This is a genomic window from Poseidonibacter antarcticus, from assembly GCF_003667345.1.
GTDB classification, from domain to species: Bacteria; Campylobacterota; Campylobacteria; order Campylobacterales; family Arcobacteraceae; genus Poseidonibacter; species Poseidonibacter antarcticus.
Map to the genome: position 1 here is coordinate 501,666 of NZ_RCWF01000001.1, position 22,777 is coordinate 524,442.

Consider the following 22,777-nt stretch of genomic DNA (forward strand, 5'->3'; position numbering starts at 1 on the left):
GTAACAAGAGAATAATTAACAGATTAAAATGAAAGTTTTACATAATCTTTGATGTATTATAGGTTATTATTCAATCATAATAATTGAGTTTATTCAAATATTGATTAATAAAAATTTTAAGGGGAAATTATGTCTAATATGGAAGCTCCTGCAAACACACCTGTTTGGGTGAATGAAGCTAGATGTAAAGCATGTGATAAGTGTGTATCAGTTTGTCCTGCTGGTGTATTGGTTATGAGACAAGAAGTTCATTCAACTTTAGGGTCAATGATAAAAGTAGCTAATCCTGATTCTTGTATTGGTTGTATGGATTGTGAATTAGCCTGTCCAGACTTTGCAATATATGTAGCAGATAAAAAAGAATTTAAATTTGCTAAGCTATCAGAAGAAGCAAAGATGAGAAAAGAAGCAATTGTTAAAAATAATTATAGAGAATTAGAGGCTTAAGGAGAATTAATGTCAAGAGAATTAATATCAACAGGTAACGAATTAGCAGCAAAGGCTGCGCTTGACTCTGATGTTGAGTTTTTTGGGGGATACCCTATTACACCTTCAAGTGAAATAATGCATATATTATCAACTGCATTACCAGCTAGAGGACATGCATGTATACAAATGGAAGATGAAATTTCTGGAATTTGTACTGCATTAGGTGCAGCTATGTCTGGGAAAAGAGCTATGACAGCTTCATCAGGACCTGGTATTTCACTAAAAGCAGAAAATTTAGGTGTTGGATATATTTCAGAAATACCTTTAGTTGTTATCAATGTAATGAGAGGTGGTCCATCAACTGGTTTACCTACAAGAGTTGCACAAGGTGACTTATTACAAGCAAAAAATCCTACTCATGGTGATGTTAAATCAATCACTTTAGTACCAGGTAACTTAAGAGAATGTTATACAGAAGTAGCTCGTGCATTTAACTTAGCAGATAGATTTATGCAACCAGTATTTGTTTTATTAGATGAAACAATTGGTCATATGAGTGGAAAAGCAAGTATTCCTGATTTAGAAGAAGTTCAAGCAGAAAAAATTTCAAGAAAAAAATTCACTGGTGATAAAAAAGATTATAAACCTTATGCTTGTGAACCTGATCAACCAGCTGTATTAAATCCAATGTTTGAAGGATATAGATATCACTTTACTGGATTACATCATGGACCTACAGGTCATCCAACTGAAGATGCTGATTTATGTGATGCTTTAATGAAAAGATTATTCAATAAAGTTGATGCACACTTAGATGAAGTTGAATCAAATGAAGAATATATGTTAGACGATGCAGATATTATGATTATTGCTTATGGTTCAGTTTCATTAGGTGTAACAGAAGCAATTAACAGAATGAGAGCTGAAGGTATAAAAGTTGGTATGTTTAGACCAAAAACTATTTGGCCAAGTCCAGCAAAAAGAATCAAAGAATTATGTGATAAATTTGACAAAGTATTAGTTACTGAGTTAAACATGGGACAATTCGCTGATGAAGTACAAAGAGCAAGTGGAAGATCTGACTTTGATACATTATTTAAAGTTAATGGAAGACCTCTATCTCCACTAGAAATTATTGAAAAAGTGAAGGGAATGTAAGATGGCTTTTAATTATGACGAATATTTAAGAACTGATAAAATGCCAACACTATGGTGTTGGGGATGTGGTGATGGAGTTATTTTAAAATCTGTTATTCGAGCGATTGAAAAAACTGGTTGGAATATGGATGATGTTTGTGTTGTATCTGGTATTGGTTGTTCAGGAAGATTTTCTTCTTATATCAACTGTAATACTGTTCATACAACTCACGGTAGAACATTAGCATATGCAACTGGAATTAAATTAGCTAATCCAGAAAAAAAAGTAATCGTAGTTGGTGGAGATGGTGATGGTCTTGCTATTGGTGGAAACCATACAATCCATGCATCAAGAAGAAATATTGATTTAAATTATATTATTATCAATAACTTTATTTATGGTTTAACTAACTCACAAACAAGTCCAACTACTCCTCAAGGTATGTGGACAGTAACAATGAGTAAAGGGAATATTGACCCTACTTTTGATGCTTGTAAATTAGTTGAAGCAGCAGGAGCATCTTTTGTTGCAAGAGAAACTATGTTAGACCCTAAAAAACTAGAAAGAATTTTAGTTAAAGGTTTCCAACATACAGGATTCTCATTTATTGAAGTATTCTCTAACTGTCACGTTAACTTAGGAAGAAAAAATAAAATGGCTACAGCTATGGCTAACTTAGAATGGATTAAATCTATTTCTGTTGGTAAAGCTAAATTTGAAAAACTAGAACCAGAAGAACAAGTTGGAAAATTTCCATTAGGAATTTTAAAACAAGATGAGAATGCACAAGAGTATTGTATAGCTTATAATAAAGTAAAAGAAGCTAACAGAACAAATACAATGATTCAATTTTAAGGAGAACATCATGGCTAAAACTTTAATGAGATTTACAGGAGTTGGTGGACAAGGTGTACTTCTAGCAGGTTCAATTTTTGCAGCTGCAAAAATTAATGATGGTGGTTATGGTTTAAAAACTGCAACATATACATCTCAAGTAAGAGGTGGTCCAACAGTTGTTGATATTACTTTACAAGATGAAGAGATTTTATATCCTTATGCAAATGATGGTGAAATTGATTTTATGTTATCAGTTGCTCAAATATCTTATGATCAATTCAAAAAAGGTGTAAGAGATGGTGCTACAATTGTAATTGAGCCAAATCTTGTAACTGCAACTGAAGAAGATAAAAAAAGATGGCATATTGTTGAGATTCCAATCATTACTATTGCTAAAGAAGAAGTAGGAAATGTTATTACTCAATCAGTATTAGCATTAGCTATTGCCAATTATTTTACAGGTGAAACTGTTGATAATGAAGTACTTAGATCTACTATGCTTTCTAAAGTACCTGCAAAAGTACATGATATTAATAATAAAGCGTTTGACTTAGGTCTTAAATACGCAGCCCAAGCTTCAAAAGCTTCATAAAAAAAGAGTAGTCATTATGACTACCCTTTTTTATTCTAAAAAACTAATTAAGATAAACTTTTAATCACAATACTTTTTATAATTTTCAATTTTTTCTTCTAATCTACTAGATAAATATATATTTGAGTTTTTTAAACATGAAAGAATAAAACTAGCTTCTTTTAAATAAGCTTTCTTTTTATCATTATCCCAATGTTTTGGAGGAGTTGATAGATTTGTAATTCTATCTGCTAATTTAACCATTTGAACTTCATATGGTTGTTCTAAAAGCATTTCAATACTTCTTTTCATCTGTTCTTGTTTTGAAGATAATGATTTATCTTTACTAAGTGATTCTACACCATTTGCAATTGCTTCAGAAAAATCTACATATAAATCATCATAAGTAATATTTGTATCTTCAATTACATCATGTAAAAGTGCGCAAGAAATTGCCAAATTTGCCTTTTCTTTTTCTAATTTAGACTGTTCACAGGCATTTATAACCTCCATAGCTACAGAAGTTATATGAACTATATAAGGTAAACCTTTTGGTGTTTTTTGCTCACCATGTGCCACGGCTGCATATTCTAAAGCTTTTAAATATTCTTCTTGAGAAAACATTAATTATTCTCCTTATCTATTATTTCTTTTTCCTTTGCTTCTTTTTCTTTTATAGAAGCAATTGTTTTTGAAGATTTGGAAAAGCTTATTAATTTCTCTACATTTGAAATTTTATCTCGTGAGAGTACACTAAGTGATTTTTCAAAAATCTGTGAAGTTGCTAAGGCATCATAATAAGCTCGATGATGATTATCAAGTTCAATATCTAGTACTTCAATTAAGAATCCTAAACCATATCGTGGAGAATCAATTGTTCTTTTTGCCAAATCTATGCTACATATTTTTCTATTTTCTAATCTTCCTAAATCATATTTTTCAAATGATTCAGAAATATAATTATAATCAAATTTAATATCATGTGCTACAAAAACATCATCTTCTAAAAAGAGTTTAAACTCTTTTAATACAGATTCTAAATTAGGTGCATCTTCAAGCATAGAAGGAGTTATATTTGTCACAGTTTGGATGTAAGGAGGTATTTCCTTTGCGTAAACTAGGGATTCAAATTTATCAATTATTTCACCATTTTTATATTTAACAGCACCAAGTTCAATGATTTGATCTCCTTTTTTAACAGAAGAACCATTTGTCTCAATATCAACAATACAAAAACATTGCTCATCAATAGAGGTTTTATTTGTCTTTAAATATACCTTATCTTCATCAAATTCTAAGGGTAATCCATTTGCTAATAAAAGTTCAAATTCTAATTCTGGAGTATCAAAAAAAGTATCACTTGCTTTATCAAGAAGAGTAAGAAACTCATCATATTCAATAGACTCTTTTAATAAATTATCAAGTATATTTGATAATTTAAAAGAAGGTTTTATAATTCTTCTTCTAGATTTCATGTACTGCTTTTACGAAATTAATCATTTTTTGTTTATCTTTTTTCCCTTTGTGAGCTTCAACACCAGAACTTACGTCTACTCCGTAAAATCCATAACCAGCTAATTGGCTTAAATTATTTTCATTTAAACCACCAGCTAAAATTATTTTAGAACAATCTGTATATTTAAACCATTCTAATTCTAATCGTTTTCCTTCCCCTCCAAAATTATCAACAAAAGCATCTACTAAAACATAATCATTTCTTAGATTTAAAATATCTTCTTGTGATTTTGCTCGTAAAACTTTTATATATCGACAATTTAAGGTTTTAAAATCAGTATAAGCATCATCATCAATAATTTGTGCTGATTGCATTTTTGCATTAACACAAACTTGGTTTATATAGGCATTTGACTCATTTACAAATAATCCAATTGTTTGAATAAAAGGAGGTAGTCTTTCAACAATAATTCTAGCTTTAAAAGGTTCTATATATCTAGGAGAATTTTCATAAAAAACAAAACCTAAAGCATCAGCACCTGCATCAATAGCATCTAAGGCATCTTCGAGATTAGTAATCCCACAAATTTTAATTTTCATAATTAAACTTGTAAACTCTTAATAGCTTTTGAATAATCATCATTACCAAATACAAAAGACCCTGCAACAACAACATCTACTCCTGCACTTTTAAGTTGATGAATATTTTTATCATTTACACCGCCATCAACTTCAATTAAACAATCTGGATTTATCTTATTAATCATTTCTTTTAGTTTAGTCGCTTTTTTAACTACACTAGAAATAAACTTTTGTCCACCAAAACCAGGGTTTACAGACATTAATAAAACCATATCTAAATCTTCTAATAAATACTCAATTAATTCAGGTGGAGTATGTGGATTTAAAACTATTGCAGGTTTAATTCCATAAGACCTTATTTTCTGGATAAGTCGATGTGGGTGTTTCTCACTTTCAATATGAAATGAAATATATTTAGGTTTCAAAGGAGCAAAAAGTTCTACAAAAAATGTATTATTCTCAACCATTAGATGTACATCTAATGGTTTTGTAGAAACTTTAGCAACTGGATTTACTACAACTGGACCTAAAGTCATATTTGGAACAAAATGTCCATCCATTACATCAACATGAACTAAATCACAGCCACCATCACAAATAGCTTTTATTTCTTCATTTAATTTTCCAAAGTCTGCTGATAATATCGAGGGAGCAACTAGCATTATATAACCTTTTTTGTTAGTTTTAGCCGATTATACCATTAATTATCTTTCATACAAAGTATATTAAAACAAAATTTATTATAAAATAGATTTTTAAATTAAGGAACAGACAATGAAATATATTTTGACTCTTTTATTTAATTTTATACTATTAAATGCAGTTGACAATTTTACAAATATTTATGAGCAAGCACAAAAGTATGAAAATGATGGAAATTATAAAGAAGCTATGCTTCTATATAAAAAAGCAGCAAATTTTAAGATATCAAAAGAGGATGAATATATTATTGATTTATCTAAAAATCAACAATATAAAGTTGAAACTTTTACAAAAATGAAAAATGAGTTTTATCAGAAATATATTAACAAAACTGATGATAAAGAAACAAATTCAAGTTTAAAACAGATGATTACTGGTGACTTTGGATTATATCCATATAAAAAAAATTACCTACTTCCTGCAACATTTGATTTAAATAAAACTGAAGATAGAAGTTCTTTTGAAACAAGTTTTCAAATTAGTATAGAAAAACCAATTTCATATAATTTTTTTAAACTAGGAGAATCAATATCTGCTGCATATACACAAAAATCATTTTGGCAAACAAATTCTGATTCTTCACCATTTAGAGAGACAAACTACAAACCAGAAATTTTTGCACAGTTTCCATATAAGAATAGTGAAACAATAAAAGGATTTAAAGTTTCATTAATGCATGAATCAAATGGAAGGAATAATGAATATTCAAGATCATGGAATAGAATATATTTAGAAAGTTACTTACAATTCTCAAATTTTTTTATAGTTCCTCGAGTTTGGTATAGAATCCCCGAAAAAAATAGTGATGATGATAATCCAGATATAGATAAATATTATGGATATGGAGATTTAACACTTCTTTATCCATATAAAAAACATACCTTTGAATTAATGTTAAGAAATAATATGAGAATAAATTCACAAAATAAGGGAGCTGCTGAATTAAATTGGACTTTTCCACTTCCAGATTTTTTATCAACTCCTAATTCATATGGTTTTGTACAAATATTTTCAGGATATGGAAATAGTTTAATTGATTATGATAGAGAAAGTCATAAGATAGGATTTGGAATAGCTTTTTCTAGATAAAAGCTATTTTTTCTTTAAATTCTTAATATAATAATAAATAGCATTTATTTCTTCATCAACTAAAAAATATGTAGGCATAATACTAGCTCTATAAATTAATTTTTCGCAAACTTGATCTTTTTCAAAATGTTTTTTTGGATTTTTTTTTGAATTAACTTTCTCAAAAAATTTTTGGTATTCTACATTTTTAATATTTGGAACATCTAAAACACAATTATATTTTTTTTTATTATAAGTATGTGAGAAAGAAACTATTCTTTTCCCTTTTGCATTATCTCCATGACATGTTTCACAACCAATTCCACGTGGATTGTTATAAAGCATTTCACCATATTCATATTTAGTAATAAAAGAGTTATCAACTTTTAATGAATTTGAATCTTTTCCAAATAAATCTAAACAAAATAATATAATTAAAAAAACTAAACTCTTCATTTTTTATTAATACCTTTATTTTTCATAAACCAATAAAAAGAGAACATTAAACCAGGAGTTTTAGCTTTACTTTCATCATAAATAAATTCATCAATTTTATCTATGGATAAAAACATCAAATCGATTTCTTCATTATTAATTCCTCCACCCTTATGTGCTTTCATTGACTCATTTATTTTTGCATAAAAAAGAGTTTGACAAGATCCACTAACACCTACATTTGTATAACATGAAGTAATCTTTTCAATTGATTCTAAAGGCACATCATATCCACATTCTTCATCAATTTCTTCTTTAATAATTTGTTCTAAAGATGCTTTTTTATCTATAATTCCAGCACATAATTCATATGTACATAAATGTTTATTATCATTTAAATATACAGGTGCTCGAAATTGTTTTACGAGTAAAAATGCATTTTTATCTTCATGATAAAGTAATATAGAAACAGAATCAAAACTCCTAACTGCTTCCCACGATTTTTCTTTCCCATTTTGTTCATATGTAAGTTTAACAGGATGAACAAATTTTGTATCTTTTAATTTATCTGTTTTAAACTCTTTTATTATATTTTTCAAATTAACTCTCTTTATTTAAATCACACTTAGAACCATTTAAAATTGAAGAAAAATCTACATAGAAAGTTGAACCAAGTTCAAGTTCTGATTTCAAATCTAATTTTAAATCATATTCTTCTGATATTCTTTTTACAATATCAAGACCAATACCAAATCCACCTTCAATATTCGTTCCTCTTTTATATCTTTTAAATATCTCTTTTTGTTCTATTTTACTAATACCAATACCAAAGTCTTCAACACTTAAGATATTGTTTTTAAGACAAACATTAATTATTGAATTATTATGACTATATTTTATTGCATTAGAAATAAGATTATTTACAAGTTTTTGCGTTTTTGTTTTATCCATTAGAATAATACAATCATCTAAATCATTATGTATTGTAATTTGTTTAGTAATTGAAATATCATTAAAATACTCAACACTATCTTTTACTAAAACTTTTAAATTAAATTTTTCAAAGACATTTTCATTTTTTTCATTAAAAGCAGAAAAATGTATATCATTATAAATTTGAGATATTTGCTTTGAACTACTTAAAATATATCTCATCATTTTATCAGGATTTTTTCCTTTTTTTAACATTGATGTAGATGTCATTAAAACAGCTACAGGAGTATTTAGTTCGTGAGCGGAATCTTTTATAAACTTATCCATATGCTCGATTCTTTCTCTCACTGGTTTTAATAAAATTTTTGCTAATAAAAAGCCTATAAAACCTATAAAAATTCCACTTAATATCAATTTTATTATTACATAGACTTTTAAATTATTTCTATTATCAATTCCGATACAAGTTTCAACTGCAATATATTTAATTGGAATTGTTTCTTCATTCATTTTTGTTATATAAAATTCAAATGCAGAACTTTCATACATATTTTTTGAAAAATCTACAGACTGAGATTCTTGTAAGTCAGAGTAAATCACTTTTTGATCTTTATCATACAAAGCATAATTTATATCAGAATTTTCTAATCTCTTAGGAATATATTTTTTATGTTTCATATAAGAGTTTAAAATATCTGATTCTATTTGCATAGAAGCATTACTCATTTCCATACTACAAGATTCTGCAACAGCTTTTAATTCATCGTTATAATAAATATATAATAAAATAGAAAGTAAAAAAATAGTAGAACCTACATAAATAGATAAAAAACTAAATAATGCTTTTGTTTCGTCTTTATTCAAACTTATATCCTATTCCCCTAATTGTTGTAATTCTTTCTTTCCCAATAATTTCACGTAAATTTTTAATATACACTCTAATAGTCGCATCTGTTGGCATTTCTTCATAAGCCCAAATATTTTGTAATAACTCTTCACTTGATATTACTCTTTTTTTATGTGTACAAAAATATTTTAAAATATCTCTTTCTTTTTGTGCAATACTTACAGTCTTATTTTCTAAATTGATTTTACATAATTCTGGTTCAAAAGTTATAGTGGAAGTTATTTGAATATCACTATTTTGTTCAATTGAAAATTGTCTACATAGTCTTAATATTCTTTGGTCTAATTCTTCTAAATCAAAGGGTTTTTTAATATAATCATCAACACCATTTTCAAAAGAATCTTTTAAAGTCTTAGTATCTTGATAAGCTGTAAGCATTATCACAGGAGTTCTATTTTTATACTCTTTCCTAATTGTTTTAAGAACTTCCAATCCTGATATTATTGGCGTATTTATATCTAAAAGAGCTAAGTCAAATTTCTCATCTATTAAATATTCTAAAGCATCTTGTCCATTTAGACATAAAGTAACATCATAACCCTTGTCTAATAAATGGTCATTAAGCAAATCACTTAATAAATTGTCATCTTCTAATAATAAAACTCTCATAGTATATTCCTAATTTCTAATTTGATGATTATATAATAAGTTTGTTTATGAAGCGTGTATAAAACTTATTTGATTAAATTTAGTGCTTTTAAAACTTTTCCTTGAACTAATACATATAAAAGTGAACAAGCTAAAGCGATAATTGTTCCAAGAGCTATTCCCCATCTTCCATAAGTAAAATATACTACCAAAGAATAAATCACAACAGAACTTAAGCCAAATGGTGTGTTTTTTATTATTGTTCTTGCTTGTAAATTACTATGTCTAAAGTGAATGATTAAAAGTAATGGAAGTAAAACACTTGGAAAAGCAGAAAAAATACCAGCTATATTTGATGGTACATATTTTGGTAAACTTGTTACTATTAAAAAAATTGAAATAGTTAAAAATATTCTAAAAAATATATCAGATACTGATGTTTTTATTTTTTTATCTATTGAGAAATTTTCTTTTTTAGAAAAATAAATAGTAGCTATTATCATTAAAGAAATCACGATTAAAGGTGTAAAAATAATATGAGGAGGCACATATGCTAAAATAAATGCAATAATTAAATATGATAAAAAAGAGATAATTAAACTCAAAAATACTTCAAATTTACCTTTATAAAAAGTACTAATATAATAACCAATTGAAAAAGCCAAAGCAGCAAATAAACCATGAATATTATAAAGTGCTACTTTGGTTACATAATCAACTCCATTTTCTAAAGCAAAAAATAATAAAGTTATAGAACTTCCAACAGGAAGACCCGCTAATATACCTGAGATTTTAGGATTTAATTTTTCAGCAATATAAGAAAGCAATAATACTAAGCTTACTACTGTAATTGATTTTATTATTATAAGTTCTATAATCCATCCTTTTTAAAAGATGAATTATATATAAATCATATAAAAGTTATATAAAAAATTAATTTTTATCTAAAGTTATCAAATACTAAAGGAGCCTTTAGTTCTAGACCTTTTAAATGTTTCATTACTGCTTGTAAATCATCTAAATTCTTACCACTTACTCTAATCTCATCACCTTGATTTACAGCTGTTACTTTTAGTTTTAAGCTTTTAATTTCAGTTTGAATAGTTTTCGCTTCATCTTTTTCAATACTATCTATGATTTTATAAGTAAACTTTCTATTTCCACCACTTGAATCTTCAGTTTTTAATTCTTCTAATGAATTGATTGAAATACCTCTTTTATTCATCTTAGAGATTAAAATATCTTTTATTGCATCAATTTTATTATCACTTGCACTTGTTAATACTAAAGTTTTAGCACCAATATTTAAATCTATATCTTTATCAATACCTTTAAAGTCATATCTATTATCAACTTCTTTTTGTGATTGAATTACTGCATTTTTCATCTCTTGCATATCTAATTTTGCAGAAATATCAAATTGGTGTTCTTTTGATTTAGCCATTTGTTTCCTTTTTTAATTTAATTATAAAATTTACACCCTTATATGAAATATTATCAATAAGTGTATTTTTATTATTTACTGTAATTGTACCATTAACTTTTTCAAGAATAGTTTTAGTCATATATAAACCTAACCCTGTACCATCATTTTTATCTTTTGTAGTAAAATATGCATCAAAAATTTTATTTTTAATTTCTTCATCAATTCCACCTGCAAAATCAAGAATACTAATTATTAATTCATCTTTTTGCACTTTACAATTTATTTCAATTACTTTTATATCACTGTTATTCATTATTACAGCATCTCTTGCATTATTTAAAATATTAATAATCACCTGAATTAATTCATTTTCATATCCAAGAGTTAAAGCTTTGTCAAACCCCTCTTGTTCTTTATATTTAATAAATATTCCTTGGTAATTATAAATATTTTGTATTAAATTAATAGATTTTTGAATCATTTTTGAAACCATATATTCATTTTTAACATTATTCTTAAAGAAATTTCTAAAATCTTCCATAGTTGAAGACATTAATTCTATTTGCTTTTTAATTGCAATATTATCTTTTTTAAGCTCTTCCTTCGTATTATCACCTATTAAAGCACGTAATTCTTGTGATGAATTAATCATACTTATTGCATTTAAAGGTTGTTTCCATTGATGAATTATCATTGAAATCATTTCACCAATTGATGCCATTTTATTATTTTGAATTAATTGAGCATCTTTTTGTCTATTTTTTCTAACTACTTTTGAAATTTTTTCTTCTAATCCTTCATTAATCTTGATTAATTCTTTTGTTTTTTCTTTTACACTTTCTTCTAAATGTATATTTAATTTATTCTGATGATTAACTAATTTATTTATTTTTGATGCCATATCATTAAATGATTTTTCTAAATCTCCAATCTCATCCTCAGATTCAACATTAATCCTATAGCCAAATTCATTATTTGAAAATTTTTTCGTACCCATAATAAGTTTTTCTATTTTTGAAGATATATATCTAGACATCAAAAGTGCTACAATAATAACAATTATAATCATAATAAAACTAACAAATGTTAATTGTTTTATCATATCATTTATGTATATATTTATTTCAGATTTATTATCATCAACAATATCTTTTACAATATTATTCTGTATTTTTAATATTTCATCAATATTTTCTTTTGTTCTATTTGCCGCAGAATGAAATTCTTCAACATTTGCACCAATACTAACAAAACCAAAACCTCTTTTTGAATTTTTATACTTGCTAGTATCATACTTAATTACAGCAGCAGTTACTAATTTTTTTACCCCACCCCAAAAAATAATAAAAGATCCATGTCCTCCATTTTTTGTAAGTTCCATCCAACCTGTACATTGTGGTGCAAAATTAAGATATCTACAATCTAAAGGAATTTGACCTTTTTGTATTACTTGAGACATATTTGCTTTTTGTTTTAATGACTGATTTTTAAAAGGTGGGTATGTCTTTAGAAACTTGCTTAAACTTTTTTCTTTTGATTCTAAAAACTCCTTATTAATATCTTCACTTATCCATCCAGGAACTCTTTGTCCTGTTTTTTTATCAAATCCAACTATAAAGTAATCCCTTGGATGTGAAATATTTCTACCTAAATAATCCCACATAAAAGCATAATTCCCCTTACTAGCATCAATTATTTGACTCTTTGAATATATTCCTATAGGATTTAAATTATCTGTATATTCCATGATATGTCTATGATCTAGTGCCATTGACAAAAAACCTATTTTTATATCATTCTTAAAAACAGGAGTAATAAATCTAACTATAGCTTCAAATCTTTTTCCATTAGGATTTTCTAAACCTGCATACGCACTGTTTTGAGCAATAAATGGAATATTTGCTGCTTTAGCTTTTTCTTTTGTAAATATGCCTAAGATATTACTTCCTACATATTCACCAATTACATCTGAAACATAAATTTCACCTTTTTTTAAATGATTTATCTCTTCAAAATAAGTTTCAGAATTAATATAAGTATTACTTTTTATTGAAATATCTAATTTCTTTTTATTAATTGAAGAAATTTTATTTATTTCCATTCCCTTTAAATCAAAAAAAGTTATCTCTTTATAAAGTGGTATAATTTTAGTATTTACTAAAGATTCAGGATTATAATTAAAAGCAGTTTTATTATCTTCAAGTATTTTAGGAAGATTTTTATTTGTTTTATTAATATTTTTTACTACCCATTTTTGATTATTCTCATCATAATTATATTTATGATGAGATACCACTTCTTTTTTTTTACTGTTATAAAAATCATTAAGTGTTTTATCACTAATATCTAATTTAGATAATAGTAAAAGATCAGAATCTCTTTGTTTTAAGAATTCTGAAACTCTATTTGCTATTTCTAAAGTTAACCTTTCTAATGATTTTTGTGATTTTTTATTCAAATTATTAATACTATTATCTATTGATTCATTTGCAGTATTTTGTATGATTTCTTTACTTTGATTATATAAATAAGTAGTACTAGAATTCATATATGCATCTAAATTCTTTATACCTTGATAAGATATATATGTGATTATCATTAAGGGAAGTATTTTAATAACAATAAATAGTAAAATTAGTTTGATTTTTATAGATAATTTATTCATTAATTAAATACTCTTTTCTTTAAATATTATAATTATAACAAATAAATTTAAAACATATCACAAGACTAACTAAAAACCTAGTTAGTCCATATTTTATTATTTCGCAGCTTGTGGTAAAACTAAGTTTAAAAAGATTCCTATAATTGCACCTAAACCAATTCCAGAAAATGGCACACCACCAAAATTAAATGTCATTCCACCAATAGAAAATACTAAAATCATAGAAACAATTATCATATTTCTAGGACAAGTAAAATCTGTATTAGCTTTTATAAGCGTAGAGATACCTAATGTTGCAATAATTCCAAATAATAGCAACATAATTCCACCCATAATAGGTGTTGGGATTGTGGATAATGCTCCACCTATTTTTCCAATAAATGCTAAGGCAATAGCAAAAATAGCTGACCATGTCATAATTGCGGGATTATATGCTTTTGTAATAGTAACAGCGCCAGTAACTTCTGAATATGTAGTATTAGGAGGACCACCAAATAAAGCTGCAACAGATGTTGCTAATCCATCACCTAGTAATGTGTTTTTTAAACCTGGCTTTTTAAGATAATCTTCTTTTGTTACATTTGAAATTGCTAACATATCACCAATATGTTCAATTGCCGGAGCAATTGCAATTGGTAAAATAAAAATTATAGCTTGCCAATTAAATTCTGGTGTTGTAAAATTTGGAATAGAAAACCAAGCTGCTTTTGAAACTGCAGTAAAATCAACAATTCCATATATTAAAGCAACAATATATCCAATAATAATACCAGCTAAAATTGGAATTAGTTTAAACATTCCTTTTCCTAATAAAGAGAAAAATACAGTTACAAATAAAGAAATCATTGAAACAACAATTGCCACTTCAAAAGGCACTAAAACAAGTGAACCATCACCAGTTTTACCCATTGCCATATTTACAGCAACGGGTGAAAGAATTAAACCAATAGACATAATAACAGGACCTACTACAACAGCTGGTAATAACTTATGTATAAAATTATCACCTTTTATTCTAATTAGTGTACTAAGTACTACATAAAGTAAACCAGCGGCAACAAGTCCAGACATTGTTGCTGCAATTCCCCAAGTTTGCACACCATAAGAAATTGGTGCAATAAAAGCAAAAGATGATGCTAAAAATATAGGAGGTATTGCACCTCTATTAACAAATTGAAAAACTAATGTTCCAATTCCTGCTGTAAATAATGCAACACTTGGATCTAATCCTGTTAAAATAGGCACAAGAACAAGTGCACCAAAAGCTACAAATAAAAATTGTAAGCCTAATATAGAATCTTTAGCTCTAAAATTGTAATCTGTGGGTTTCATACTACCTCTTATATATCAAAAATTTTTATATCATATCTAAATACGAGTTAATAAAAATTAAATTAATGTATGATTTATAAGCAATTTTTTAGTAATATATAACGTTTAAAATGTAAAATGATTTTTAGACTTATAAATCAATAAATAGGAACAAATATGTATAAAGAAAGTACAAATGTTGTTGTAAAACATCTTGTAAATAGATTAAGAGATGTAAGAACTACATCAAATGAATTTAGATTAACAATCGAAGAAATTTCAAGAATTGTTGCTTCTGAGGCTTTAAATGACTTTGAAACAGTAAGCCAAAATATAAATACATGGCAGGGTCCATTAGATGTAGAAATGATTGAAGTACAAAAACTTGTATTAGTTCCTATTCTAAGAGCAGGTGAGCCTATGCTTACTGGTATTTTAAAAACTTTACCATATGCAAAAAGTGGTTTTTTAGCAATGAAAAGAGATGAAGAGACATCATTAAGTAAGCTATTTTACGAAAATATTCCAAAACTAGAAGGAAGAACAGTTTTATTACTTGACCCAATGGTAGCAACGGGTGGTTCTTTAATAGATGGTATTGATTATTTAAAAAGTAAAAATCCTAAGAGAATTATTTGTCTAAATGTTTTAGGTTCACCATTTGGTGTACAAAAAGTTCAAGAAGCACATCCTGATGTTGATATTTATATTGCACAAATTGATGAAAGATTAGATGAAAACAATTATATTAGACCTGGACTTGGTGATGCAGGGGATAGAGCCTTTAATACACACTAAACTAAAACTCAAAAGGGTTTGGATATTTATATTCAAATCCAAGACTCTCAATTTTACTTCCATCTATTATTCTATTGTTTAAAGCTTTTTCATCTTTGAATATTGATTCTTTAAAATTAAATTTTTTCGCATTATGTAAATAAATTTTTTCTTTTGTAGGATGCTCTTTTACACATAGATTAAATATTCCATTTATATTATTTTCAATTACAAAAGCTGTAGCATTTATAACATCATCTCTATGAATATAATTTATTTTTATATCTTTATCATTTACAATTTTTGAAGAAGAACGTTTTCCTGCAATTCTATTGTATCCCATAAGACCAGAACATCTAAATATTACATCTGTTTTATCTTTTATTAACATTTCAGAATCATAAACTTTTGGTGATTTTTCATTTGATATTTTAGAATCTTCATTAAAAATATCATTTTCATTTGGATAAATCGAAGTGGAACTAACAAATATAATTTTTTCTATATTATTAATTTTTTTATGTGAATAAATCTTTTCTAAAAATTTTGAATAATCTTTAAATTTAGAAGGTGGAAAATTAATAAAAAGATAATCAGTCTCAAGTAAATCATCTAAAAAAGTAAAATCTTCTTCATTTAATAAAAAAGGAAGAAACCCCTCTTTTAGAAATATTTCTTCTTTTTTATTATCTCTCATTGATACTTTTATTTTATAAGTTTTTTCTAACTCACATCCAAGAGCAAAGCCAAGCCACCCTGCTCCTAATATTGTAAATGTTTTCATTTATCTTTTTCTTTTAACTCTTTAACTTCAGTTCTTAGTGATTTTATTTCTTCAAGTAAAAGATCTAACTTTAAACTATCTTCATGCATTTCATCTTTCATATCTTCTTCTTGAAGTTTTTGCATTTCTCCAATAATAACTGCAACAAATAAATTGAAAAATACAAATGCAGCAATAATTACAAATGAAATAAAATATACCCAAGCCCATGGATAAACTTCCATAGCTTCATACATTACATCTGTCCAATCTTCAAAAGTTAAAACTCTAAATAGTGTTAACATTGAGATTAAGAAGTTTTCCCATAAACCAGATGGTAAATCTACAAAGAAAAAACTACCAATAATTGCATATATATAAAAGATTATAAACATAAGTATAACTATATCAATAATTGAAGGAATAGCTTTAATAAGCATATCTATAATTGCTTTTAACTCAGGTCGTGCTGTAAATAATCGTAAAATTCTAAATACTCTCATAAGTCGTGCAATTGCTGCAAAACTTGATGATTCTAAAGGTAAAAGAGTAATTACAACAATAGTAAAATCAAAAATATTCCATCCAGATTTAAAAAAGTTTAAAAACTTTTTTTCTGCAACCATTTTAATTGCTAATTCAAATACAAAATATACTGTTACAAAATAATCAGCAAATGTAAGAAATAAATTATAATTTGTCTCAACTTGATCTAATGTCTTAAATCCTAAAATACTTGCATATCCAATAATTATAAATGTAGTTAAATTAGAAAACCATCTAGAATCTCTAACTTCTTCAATTCTTTGCATTGTAGTCATTAATCTAATTCCTTATAATAGAATAAGTAACCATTAGCCAAGCAATAATTAATAAAGTTCCTCCAATTGGAGTAATTGCACCTAAAATAGGTAATGAAAAAACAACTAAAGCATATAATGAGAAAGAGAAAATAATCATTCCAATAAGAATAAGCCATGCACTTCTTACTAAAATTTTTGAATCAGCTTTAAAGTTTATTAAAAAAGCTACAAGAAAAAGACCAATAGTATTATAAAATTGATACTGTATTCCAGTATTATATATTTTCAACATTGATTCTGTTACTATTGATTTTAAACCATGTGCACCAAATGCACCAAGAGCAATTGAAAGAGCCATCATAAATGATGCAATTGCTAAAAATTTTTTACTATTATTACTAAGTGTCATACTACTTCCAAAAGTTAATTTTTGCGAAGTATATCAAAAAAAAGTTAATAAAATATTTTATTTACTTTTTAAAGAATTGTCTTTAGAAAAACCTGCACCTTTTTTTTCTTTTTTTACTAACTCTAAATCATCAATTAAAGTTCTATAATCTATCCCCATTTTATTCATATGAGCAAAACATGCAGCAATTGAAGCAATTGCATTTGGCACTTCTTTCTTCTTTTTATACGCTTGTATATTTTTTTCACTAACTTTTATTAAAGCTGTAAATTTAGGTATTGTAAGTTCCGCATCTAAAAGTAATTTTTTGAAATCTATAAAAGTCATTTTTTTATCCATATAGTTTTTTTAATTATACAAAGTAGAATGTAAAAGTAAGGTAAAAGTCAGCTATTTATATATAAAAGTAATATTTTATATAGTTTTAAACCCTTAAATTAAGGGTTTAAATTTATTATACTACGTCAACTTCCCAAAAAAAATCAATCCATTGTGTAGCTTCTCTAACTGTATAATCAGGTTGGATTACAGCTGTTTTTTTATAAAATAATGTTGCTAACTTAAAATCAACATCTGGAAATTTTTCTTTTAATAATTTTAAAATTTCCACCATTGTTTCACCTGAATCAACGATATCATCGATTACTAAGACTCTTTTTGCATGAGAAACATCAGGAATATTAAATATATTAAATGAATCTAATTTTAAATCACCTTCATAATGAACCGAATTTAAAGTATATAAATTTCTCATATCCATAGCTTGTGCCATTAGGTGAGATAATGTTAAACCACCACGTGCAACAGCTAATAATACATCAGGATTGTAATCTCTACAACTGTTTACTAATTTTTGTGTATCTTTTTTAAATAAATCATAACTATAATATAGTTTTTCCAAAATTCTTCCTTATAAAATAAATGCTAATGCACTAATAAATGTAATTACTAAAATACCAATATTTAAATCACTAAACTCTTTTTTTGCTAATTTAATTATCGTATAAACTAAAAAACCAGCTGCTATACCATTCGTAATAGAAAAAGTTAAAGGCATTAATATAACAATTAAAAAAGCCCCTGCACTTGTAGCTAAATCCGAATCTACAAAATTAATTTTTCCTAATTCTGTAAACATTAAAACACCAACAACAACCAATACAGGATAAATTGCATTTGCAGGAATTGATTTAAATAATGGTAACATAAATAAAGTTGTTATAAAAAACATAGCTGTAAATACAGCTGTTAAACCTGTTCGTCCACCCTCTTCAACTCCTGTAGCACTTTCAATAAATGCAGTCGTTGTAGATACACCAATTAAAGCTCCAGCAGATGTAGCAATAGCATCAGCTTCTAAAGTTCTTTGTAATGATTTATCATTCTTATTATTCTCTTGAAATAACTTAGCTCTTGTTCCTACGCCTGTTAATGTACCTAAAGTATCAAACATATCCGTAATTAAAAAAGTAATAATTACAGGTAATAAAGATAAACTTATTGCACTTAATATATCAAGGTGCATAAAAATAGGAGAAATTGAAGCAGGCATCGAAATAATAGCTTCAGGTAATTCACCTAAACCAAAAATCCATGCAACAATAGATGTAATAGCAATTGAAAGGATAAATGCACCTTTAATTTTATATGCATAAAAAGAGAATGCAAGAATTAAACCTAAAACTCCAAGTAATACATTTGAGTTTGAAAAATCACCTAATGTAACTAATGTGGCATCACTAGCTGTAATCATTCCCATTTGTTTTAATCCAATAAATGCAATAAATGAACCAATACCAGCTGAAATAGCACGTCTTAAACTCATAGGAATAGAAGTCATAATCCAAACTCTAAAATTTGTTAAAGATAAGATTACAAATAAAATACCAGATAAGAATACAATACCAAGTGCCGTTTCCCATGGAATTTTCATACCTAATACCAAACCATAAGAAAAGTATGCATTAAGTCCCATACCAACACTCATTGCAATTGGAGTATTCGACCAAAGGCCTGAAAAAAGTGTTGCTAAAATTGTAATAAGTGCTGTAGCAGTTACAACAGCATCCATTGGAAGACCAGCATCAGCTAGAATAAAACCATTTACAGGAACAATATACATCATCGTTAAAAATGTAGTAAAACCAGCTGAGAACTCAGTTTTAACATTAGTATTATGTTCTTTTAATTTAAAAAAGTTCACAAATTATCCTTAATTTTAAATAAGGGCAAAGTATACTCAAACCTAAATAAAAATTAATATAAAAGGCATAGAAAATATACAAACATTATGATATTTTGAATATTATAAAATATAAGGGGAGTAGAAGAAGTAATTTAAAAGATAAACTCTTTTAAGAGTTTATCTTTTTTGTATAATTATCAAGAATGGAAGATAGTTTTTTTATTCCCATTTTTATTTCTTTATAAGTGGCATTTGTAAAATTAAATCTAGCTTCATTAGATTTTTCATCTAAATAGAAAACTTCAGCAGGTACAAATGCAATATTTTCTTTTAATGCTTCTTTAGCTAATAACATAGAATCTACATCAAAAGAACCATAAATAAACATTCCACCTTCTGGTTTTTTAAATTTAAAAGAAGGGATATATTTTTTAAAGCATTTAGCCATATATTCCATTTTTTTACTATAAGCATCATTAATCTTAGTTATATGCTCAAATAAATCATTATCTTTTAAATATTGTTCTACCAACATTTGATTAAAAGTTGAAGTATGTAAATCTAAAGATTCTTTAGCAGCTAATAAGTTATCAATATTCTCTGCTTTTGCTCGAACCCAACCTAATCTTAACCCTGGCGCAACAATTTTAGAAAAAGAACCTAAGTGATAAGAATTCTCATATAATTTTGAAATAGGAGTTTTTACTTTGTTTTTAAAATTTAAAAAACAATATGCTCCATCTTCAATTAAAGTAGAATTACTTTTATTTAATATACTAGCAATATTTTTTCTTTTTTTATTACTGTAAACATTTGTAGAAGGATTTTGATAATCACTAATAGCATATAAAATATTAGAACTATTTATTAATTTTTCTAATTCACTAAGCTTTTTGAAATCTTTTATTTCTTTACCTAATATTTTAAATGCACCTAATGCACCAATATAAGATGGACTTTCAACAATAACTTGTTTAGAATCTAAACTTTTTAAAATAATATCAAAAGCTTGTTGACTTCCTGTAGTAATTAATATTTCTTCTTTTGAAGTTTTAAAACCTAATTTATTCGTGTAAATTGATGCAATTTTTTCTCTTAAACCCTCAATACCTTGAGATTTTGAATATTGTAAGCAATCAGCATTTTTAAATACTTTCTTACTTGCTTTAGATAATTGATTTAATGGGAAAAATTCTTTATCAGGAAGGCCTCCTGCAAATGAGATTGTATCCTCATCAGTTGCATCTAATATTTCTCTTATATATGACCTTTTAATTTTATTACTCATATATCCTACTTTTTAACGGAATTATATATAAAATAAATAAAAAATTCTTTATCTATTATTGCAATATTATTATCTTAAATTGCTATTTTATTTACTGCTTTACTAAAAAAAGAATCAAAAAATAAATTTATAAGTTTTATATAAATAAAAAGTAGCATAATTAATCAATACTGATGTACAATTAATTATGAAAAAAATATTATTACCCTTAATTATGCTAAGTACAATTGATTTGTTTGCAGGAGAAAATAATTCATTTTTAGAAACATTCATTTCAAATACAAATGATCATAGGAAAGATATACATAACTATATAATAGCTATGTCAACAAATTTAGATAACTATGTTGATGATAGTAGAAAATTAGATATAGAAAAATACTCATCAGCTTATGGATTGATTCAATTCTCGGCATTTCAAAACCAACATGGAAGTGTAAATTTCGATCAAAAAATAAAATTAAAGTTAAAGTTACCAAAACTAAAAGATAAATTTAGATTAGTATTTGAAAGTGATAAAATAGATGAAAATAAAGATTTTATTGAGAACCATGATTCAAATACAAATGATGATTTTAATTTAGCTTTATCTTATGAGACATTAAAAGATGATATTAAGTTAAAAGTAAAATCAGGAGTTAAACTAGGAAGTAAACTAGATCCATTTGTAAAAGTAACCGCACTAAAAACATGGGAAGACATCTATTCTAATATTGATTATACAATTGGACAAAAAATAGAAGAGTCAGTTATAGATAAATTAGAATCAACTTCTTATATGAGGTTTGATAAACAATTAAACGATAATAATTCAATACATAACTACACAGAATATTATTGGCATTCAGAAGAAAGTAGAGATAGCCAAATAATTAATTCATCATATTTAAGTCAAGAAATCAACTCAAAGAACTACTTAACATATAGTTTTTCAACTTATATTGATAATATAGATACAAATTTACGGGTTAAAAGAAATAGTTTAAAAATTAGTTATCGACATTTCATAAAAAATTGGTTATATGTAGATGCTATTCCAGAAAACTATTATAATGATGAAAATAATTTTAAACCTAGATATGCTATGAGATTTAATCTTGGGATGTATTTTAATAAAGATTCTTATAAATAAAGAAATATTTAGAACATAGAAATTAAATAAAGAGAAAGCAAGAATAAGAAAGGCAAAAAAAGCAGAAAAAAAGCTTAGCTTAAAACACTAAAAAAGTGTAAAAAGCTAAGCTAATTTGAATAAATACTCAAGAGCTGGCAGTGACCTACGTTTCCGACAAGGGGACCCTGCAGTATTATCAGCGATGAAGAGCTTGACTTCCAGGTTCGAAATGGGACTGGGTATTTCCTCTTCTCTATAACCACCAGCAAAACTGAGTAATCAATATATATAAAATAAAATCTATAAATAAATCCTAATCTAATATACTCATTACTCAACTTATATGTTGAGTAAAAGATATTTTAATGTTAAAGTCACACAATGTATACTT

At 26.4% G+C, this 22,777-nt stretch carries 26 protein-coding genes and 1 rRNA gene; 7 read left to right on the top strand and 20 right to left on the bottom strand.

The window, feature by feature from the left end; translation table 11 throughout:
- Positions 1 to 129 precede the first annotated feature (129 nt).
- From D9T19_RS02525 to D9T19_RS02540, 4 genes are read left to right on the top strand one after another with little or no spacing between them, the layout of a single operon-like run.
- A complete protein-coding gene (locus D9T19_RS02525; protein WP_121626619.1) occupies positions 130 to 447 on the top strand; it encodes a 4Fe-4S dicluster domain-containing protein in 318 nt (105 codons plus the stop codon).
- A 9-nt stretch (positions 448 to 456) separates the two neighbouring features.
- A complete protein-coding gene (locus D9T19_RS02530) occupies positions 457 to 1,587 on the top strand; it encodes a 2-oxoglutarate synthase subunit alpha (protein ID WP_121626620.1) in 1,131 nt (376 codons plus the stop codon).
- A 1-nt stretch (position 1,588) separates the two neighbouring features.
- Positions 1,589 to 2,422, top strand: coding sequence for a 2-oxoglutarate ferredoxin oxidoreductase subunit beta (locus tag D9T19_RS02535; RefSeq protein WP_121626621.1), 834 nt, complete (start codon positions 1,589 to 1,591; stop codon positions 2,420 to 2,422).
- Between the two features lie 10 nt (positions 2,423 to 2,432).
- Complete coding sequence (locus D9T19_RS02540) at positions 2,433 to 2,996, top strand: 2-oxoglutarate:acceptor oxidoreductase subunit OorC (protein WP_121626622.1); 564 nt, start codon at positions 2,433 to 2,435, stop codon at positions 2,994 to 2,996.
- Positions 2,997 to 3,056: 60 nt separating this feature from the next.
- Here the strand turns inward: D9T19_RS02540 and D9T19_RS02545 are convergent, their stop codons facing one another.
- From D9T19_RS02545 to rpe, 4 genes are read right to left on the bottom strand one after another with little or no spacing between them, the layout of a single operon-like run.
- Positions 3,057 to 3,599, bottom strand: coding sequence for an HD domain-containing protein (locus D9T19_RS02545; protein ID WP_121626623.1), 543 nt, complete (start codon positions 3,597 to 3,599; stop codon positions 3,057 to 3,059).
- Positions 3,599 to 4,450: a 3'-5' exonuclease gene (locus tag D9T19_RS02550; protein WP_121626624.1), complete on the bottom strand. Its 852-nt coding sequence runs from the start codon at positions 4,448 to 4,450 to the stop codon at positions 3,599 to 3,601. Before D9T19_RS02550 ends, D9T19_RS02545 begins: the two co-directional genes overlap by 1 nt.
- Complete coding sequence (locus D9T19_RS02555) at positions 4,440 to 5,030, bottom strand: phosphoribosylanthranilate isomerase (RefSeq protein ID WP_121626625.1); 591 nt, start codon at positions 5,028 to 5,030, stop codon at positions 4,440 to 4,442. Before D9T19_RS02555 ends, D9T19_RS02550 begins: the two co-directional genes overlap by 11 nt.
- 2 nt (positions 5,031 to 5,032) lie before the next feature.
- Positions 5,033 to 5,674 carry a ribulose-phosphate 3-epimerase gene (gene rpe / locus D9T19_RS02560; protein WP_121626626.1) on the bottom strand — a complete coding sequence of 214 codons (642 nt, stop codon included), beginning with the start codon at positions 5,672 to 5,674 and terminating at the stop codon, positions 5,033 to 5,035.
- Positions 5,675 to 5,786: 112 nt separating this feature from the next.
- Between rpe and D9T19_RS02565 the strand changes: the two genes are divergently transcribed.
- Positions 5,787 to 6,803: a phospholipase A gene (locus D9T19_RS02565; RefSeq protein WP_121626627.1), complete on the top strand. Its 1,017-nt coding sequence runs from the start codon at positions 5,787 to 5,789 to the stop codon at positions 6,801 to 6,803.
- Positions 6,804 to 6,806: 3 nt separating this feature from the next.
- Here D9T19_RS02565 and D9T19_RS02570 read toward each other — a convergent pair whose 3' ends face one another.
- The 8 genes from D9T19_RS02570 to D9T19_RS02605 form a co-directional block, all read right to left on the bottom strand.
- Entirely contained in the window at positions 6,807 to 7,238 is a 432-nt protein-coding gene (locus D9T19_RS02570; protein ID WP_121626628.1) for a c-type cytochrome, read from the bottom strand.
- Positions 7,235 to 7,816: an NUDIX hydrolase gene (locus tag D9T19_RS02575; RefSeq protein WP_121626629.1), complete on the bottom strand. Its 582-nt coding sequence runs from the start codon at positions 7,814 to 7,816 to the stop codon at positions 7,235 to 7,237. Before D9T19_RS02575 ends, D9T19_RS02570 begins: the two co-directional genes overlap by 4 nt.
- Before the next feature lies 1 nt (position 7,817).
- On the bottom strand, positions 7,818 to 9,014 hold the full coding sequence (locus tag D9T19_RS02580) for a sensor histidine kinase (protein ID WP_121626630.1): 1,197 nt from the start codon (positions 9,012 to 9,014) through the stop codon (positions 7,818 to 7,820).
- Complete coding sequence (locus tag D9T19_RS02585; protein WP_121626631.1) at positions 9,007 to 9,666, bottom strand: response regulator transcription factor; 660 nt, start codon at positions 9,664 to 9,666, stop codon at positions 9,007 to 9,009. The genes D9T19_RS02580 and D9T19_RS02585 overlap by 8 nt, the downstream gene beginning before the upstream one ends.
- A 65-nt stretch (positions 9,667 to 9,731) precedes the next feature.
- A complete protein-coding gene (locus D9T19_RS02590) occupies positions 9,732 to 10,472 on the bottom strand; it encodes a DUF3147 family protein (protein WP_228197949.1) in 741 nt (246 codons plus the stop codon).
- Between the two features lie 113 nt (positions 10,473 to 10,585).
- Positions 10,586 to 11,089 (bottom strand): YajQ family cyclic di-GMP-binding protein, encoded by a 504-nt coding sequence (locus tag D9T19_RS02595; protein WP_121626633.1) that lies wholly within the window; start codon positions 11,087 to 11,089, stop codon positions 10,586 to 10,588.
- A complete protein-coding gene (locus D9T19_RS02600; RefSeq protein WP_121626634.1) occupies positions 11,082 to 13,736 on the bottom strand; it encodes an ATP-binding protein in 2,655 nt (884 codons plus the stop codon). Before D9T19_RS02600 ends, D9T19_RS02595 begins: the two co-directional genes overlap by 8 nt.
- 96 nt (positions 13,737 to 13,832) lie before the next feature.
- The gene (locus D9T19_RS02605) at positions 13,833 to 15,068 is read right to left on the bottom strand and encodes a uracil-xanthine permease family protein (RefSeq protein WP_121626635.1); all 1,236 of its coding nucleotides are present in this window, start codon (positions 15,066 to 15,068) and stop codon (positions 13,833 to 13,835) included.
- A 156-nt stretch (positions 15,069 to 15,224) separates the two neighbouring features.
- Here D9T19_RS02605 and upp point away from each other — a divergent pair, with 156 nt between their 5' ends.
- Positions 15,225 to 15,845, top strand: a complete 621-nt coding sequence (upp, locus tag D9T19_RS02610) for a uracil phosphoribosyltransferase (RefSeq protein ID WP_121626636.1) — start codon at positions 15,225 to 15,227, stop codon at positions 15,843 to 15,845.
- A 1-nt stretch (position 15,846) separates the two neighbouring features.
- Here upp and D9T19_RS02615 read toward each other — a convergent pair whose 3' ends face one another.
- The 7 genes from D9T19_RS02615 to D9T19_RS02645 all read right to left on the bottom strand — a co-directional run bounded on the left by D9T19_RS02615 (position 15,847) and on the right by D9T19_RS02645 (position 21,272).
- Entirely contained in the window at positions 15,847 to 16,608 is a 762-nt protein-coding gene (locus tag D9T19_RS02615) for a Rossmann-fold NAD(P)-binding domain-containing protein (RefSeq protein WP_121626637.1), read from the bottom strand.
- Positions 16,605 to 17,408: an ion transporter gene (locus tag D9T19_RS02620; RefSeq protein WP_121626638.1), complete on the bottom strand. Its 804-nt coding sequence runs from the start codon at positions 17,406 to 17,408 to the stop codon at positions 16,605 to 16,607. The genes D9T19_RS02615 and D9T19_RS02620 overlap by 4 nt, the downstream gene beginning before the upstream one ends.
- A 4-nt stretch (positions 17,409 to 17,412) precedes the next feature.
- Positions 17,413 to 17,799, bottom strand: a complete 387-nt coding sequence (locus D9T19_RS02625) for a DUF423 domain-containing protein (protein WP_121626639.1) — start codon at positions 17,797 to 17,799, stop codon at positions 17,413 to 17,415.
- A 57-nt stretch (positions 17,800 to 17,856) separates the two neighbouring features.
- On the bottom strand, positions 17,857 to 18,126 hold the full coding sequence (locus D9T19_RS02630; RefSeq protein WP_121626640.1) for a hypothetical protein: 270 nt from the start codon (positions 18,124 to 18,126) through the stop codon (positions 17,857 to 17,859).
- Positions 18,127 to 18,253: 127 nt separating this feature from the next.
- Positions 18,254 to 18,700 carry a phosphoribosyltransferase gene (locus D9T19_RS02635; protein WP_121626641.1) on the bottom strand — a complete coding sequence of 149 codons (447 nt, stop codon included), beginning with the start codon at positions 18,698 to 18,700 and terminating at the stop codon, positions 18,254 to 18,256.
- Between the two features lie 9 nt (positions 18,701 to 18,709).
- The gene (locus D9T19_RS02640) at positions 18,710 to 20,002 is read right to left on the bottom strand and encodes an NCS2 family permease (protein WP_121626642.1); all 1,293 of its coding nucleotides are present in this window, start codon (positions 20,000 to 20,002) and stop codon (positions 18,710 to 18,712) included.
- A gap of 151 nt (positions 20,003 to 20,153) precedes the next feature.
- A complete protein-coding gene (locus tag D9T19_RS02645) occupies positions 20,154 to 21,272 on the bottom strand; it encodes an aminotransferase-like domain-containing protein (protein WP_121626643.1) in 1,119 nt (372 codons plus the stop codon).
- Between the two features lie 187 nt (positions 21,273 to 21,459).
- Here D9T19_RS02645 and D9T19_RS02650 point away from each other — a divergent pair, with 187 nt between their 5' ends.
- Positions 21,460 to 22,404 carry a hypothetical protein gene (locus D9T19_RS02650; RefSeq protein ID WP_121626644.1) on the top strand — a complete coding sequence of 315 codons (945 nt, stop codon included), beginning with the start codon at positions 21,460 to 21,462 and terminating at the stop codon, positions 22,402 to 22,404.
- A 132-nt stretch (positions 22,405 to 22,536) separates the two neighbouring features.
- Here the strand turns inward: D9T19_RS02650 and rrf are convergent.
- Positions 22,537 to 22,653 (bottom strand): 5S ribosomal RNA (gene rrf, locus D9T19_RS02655).
- Between the last annotated feature and the right edge of the window lie 124 nt (positions 22,654 to 22,777).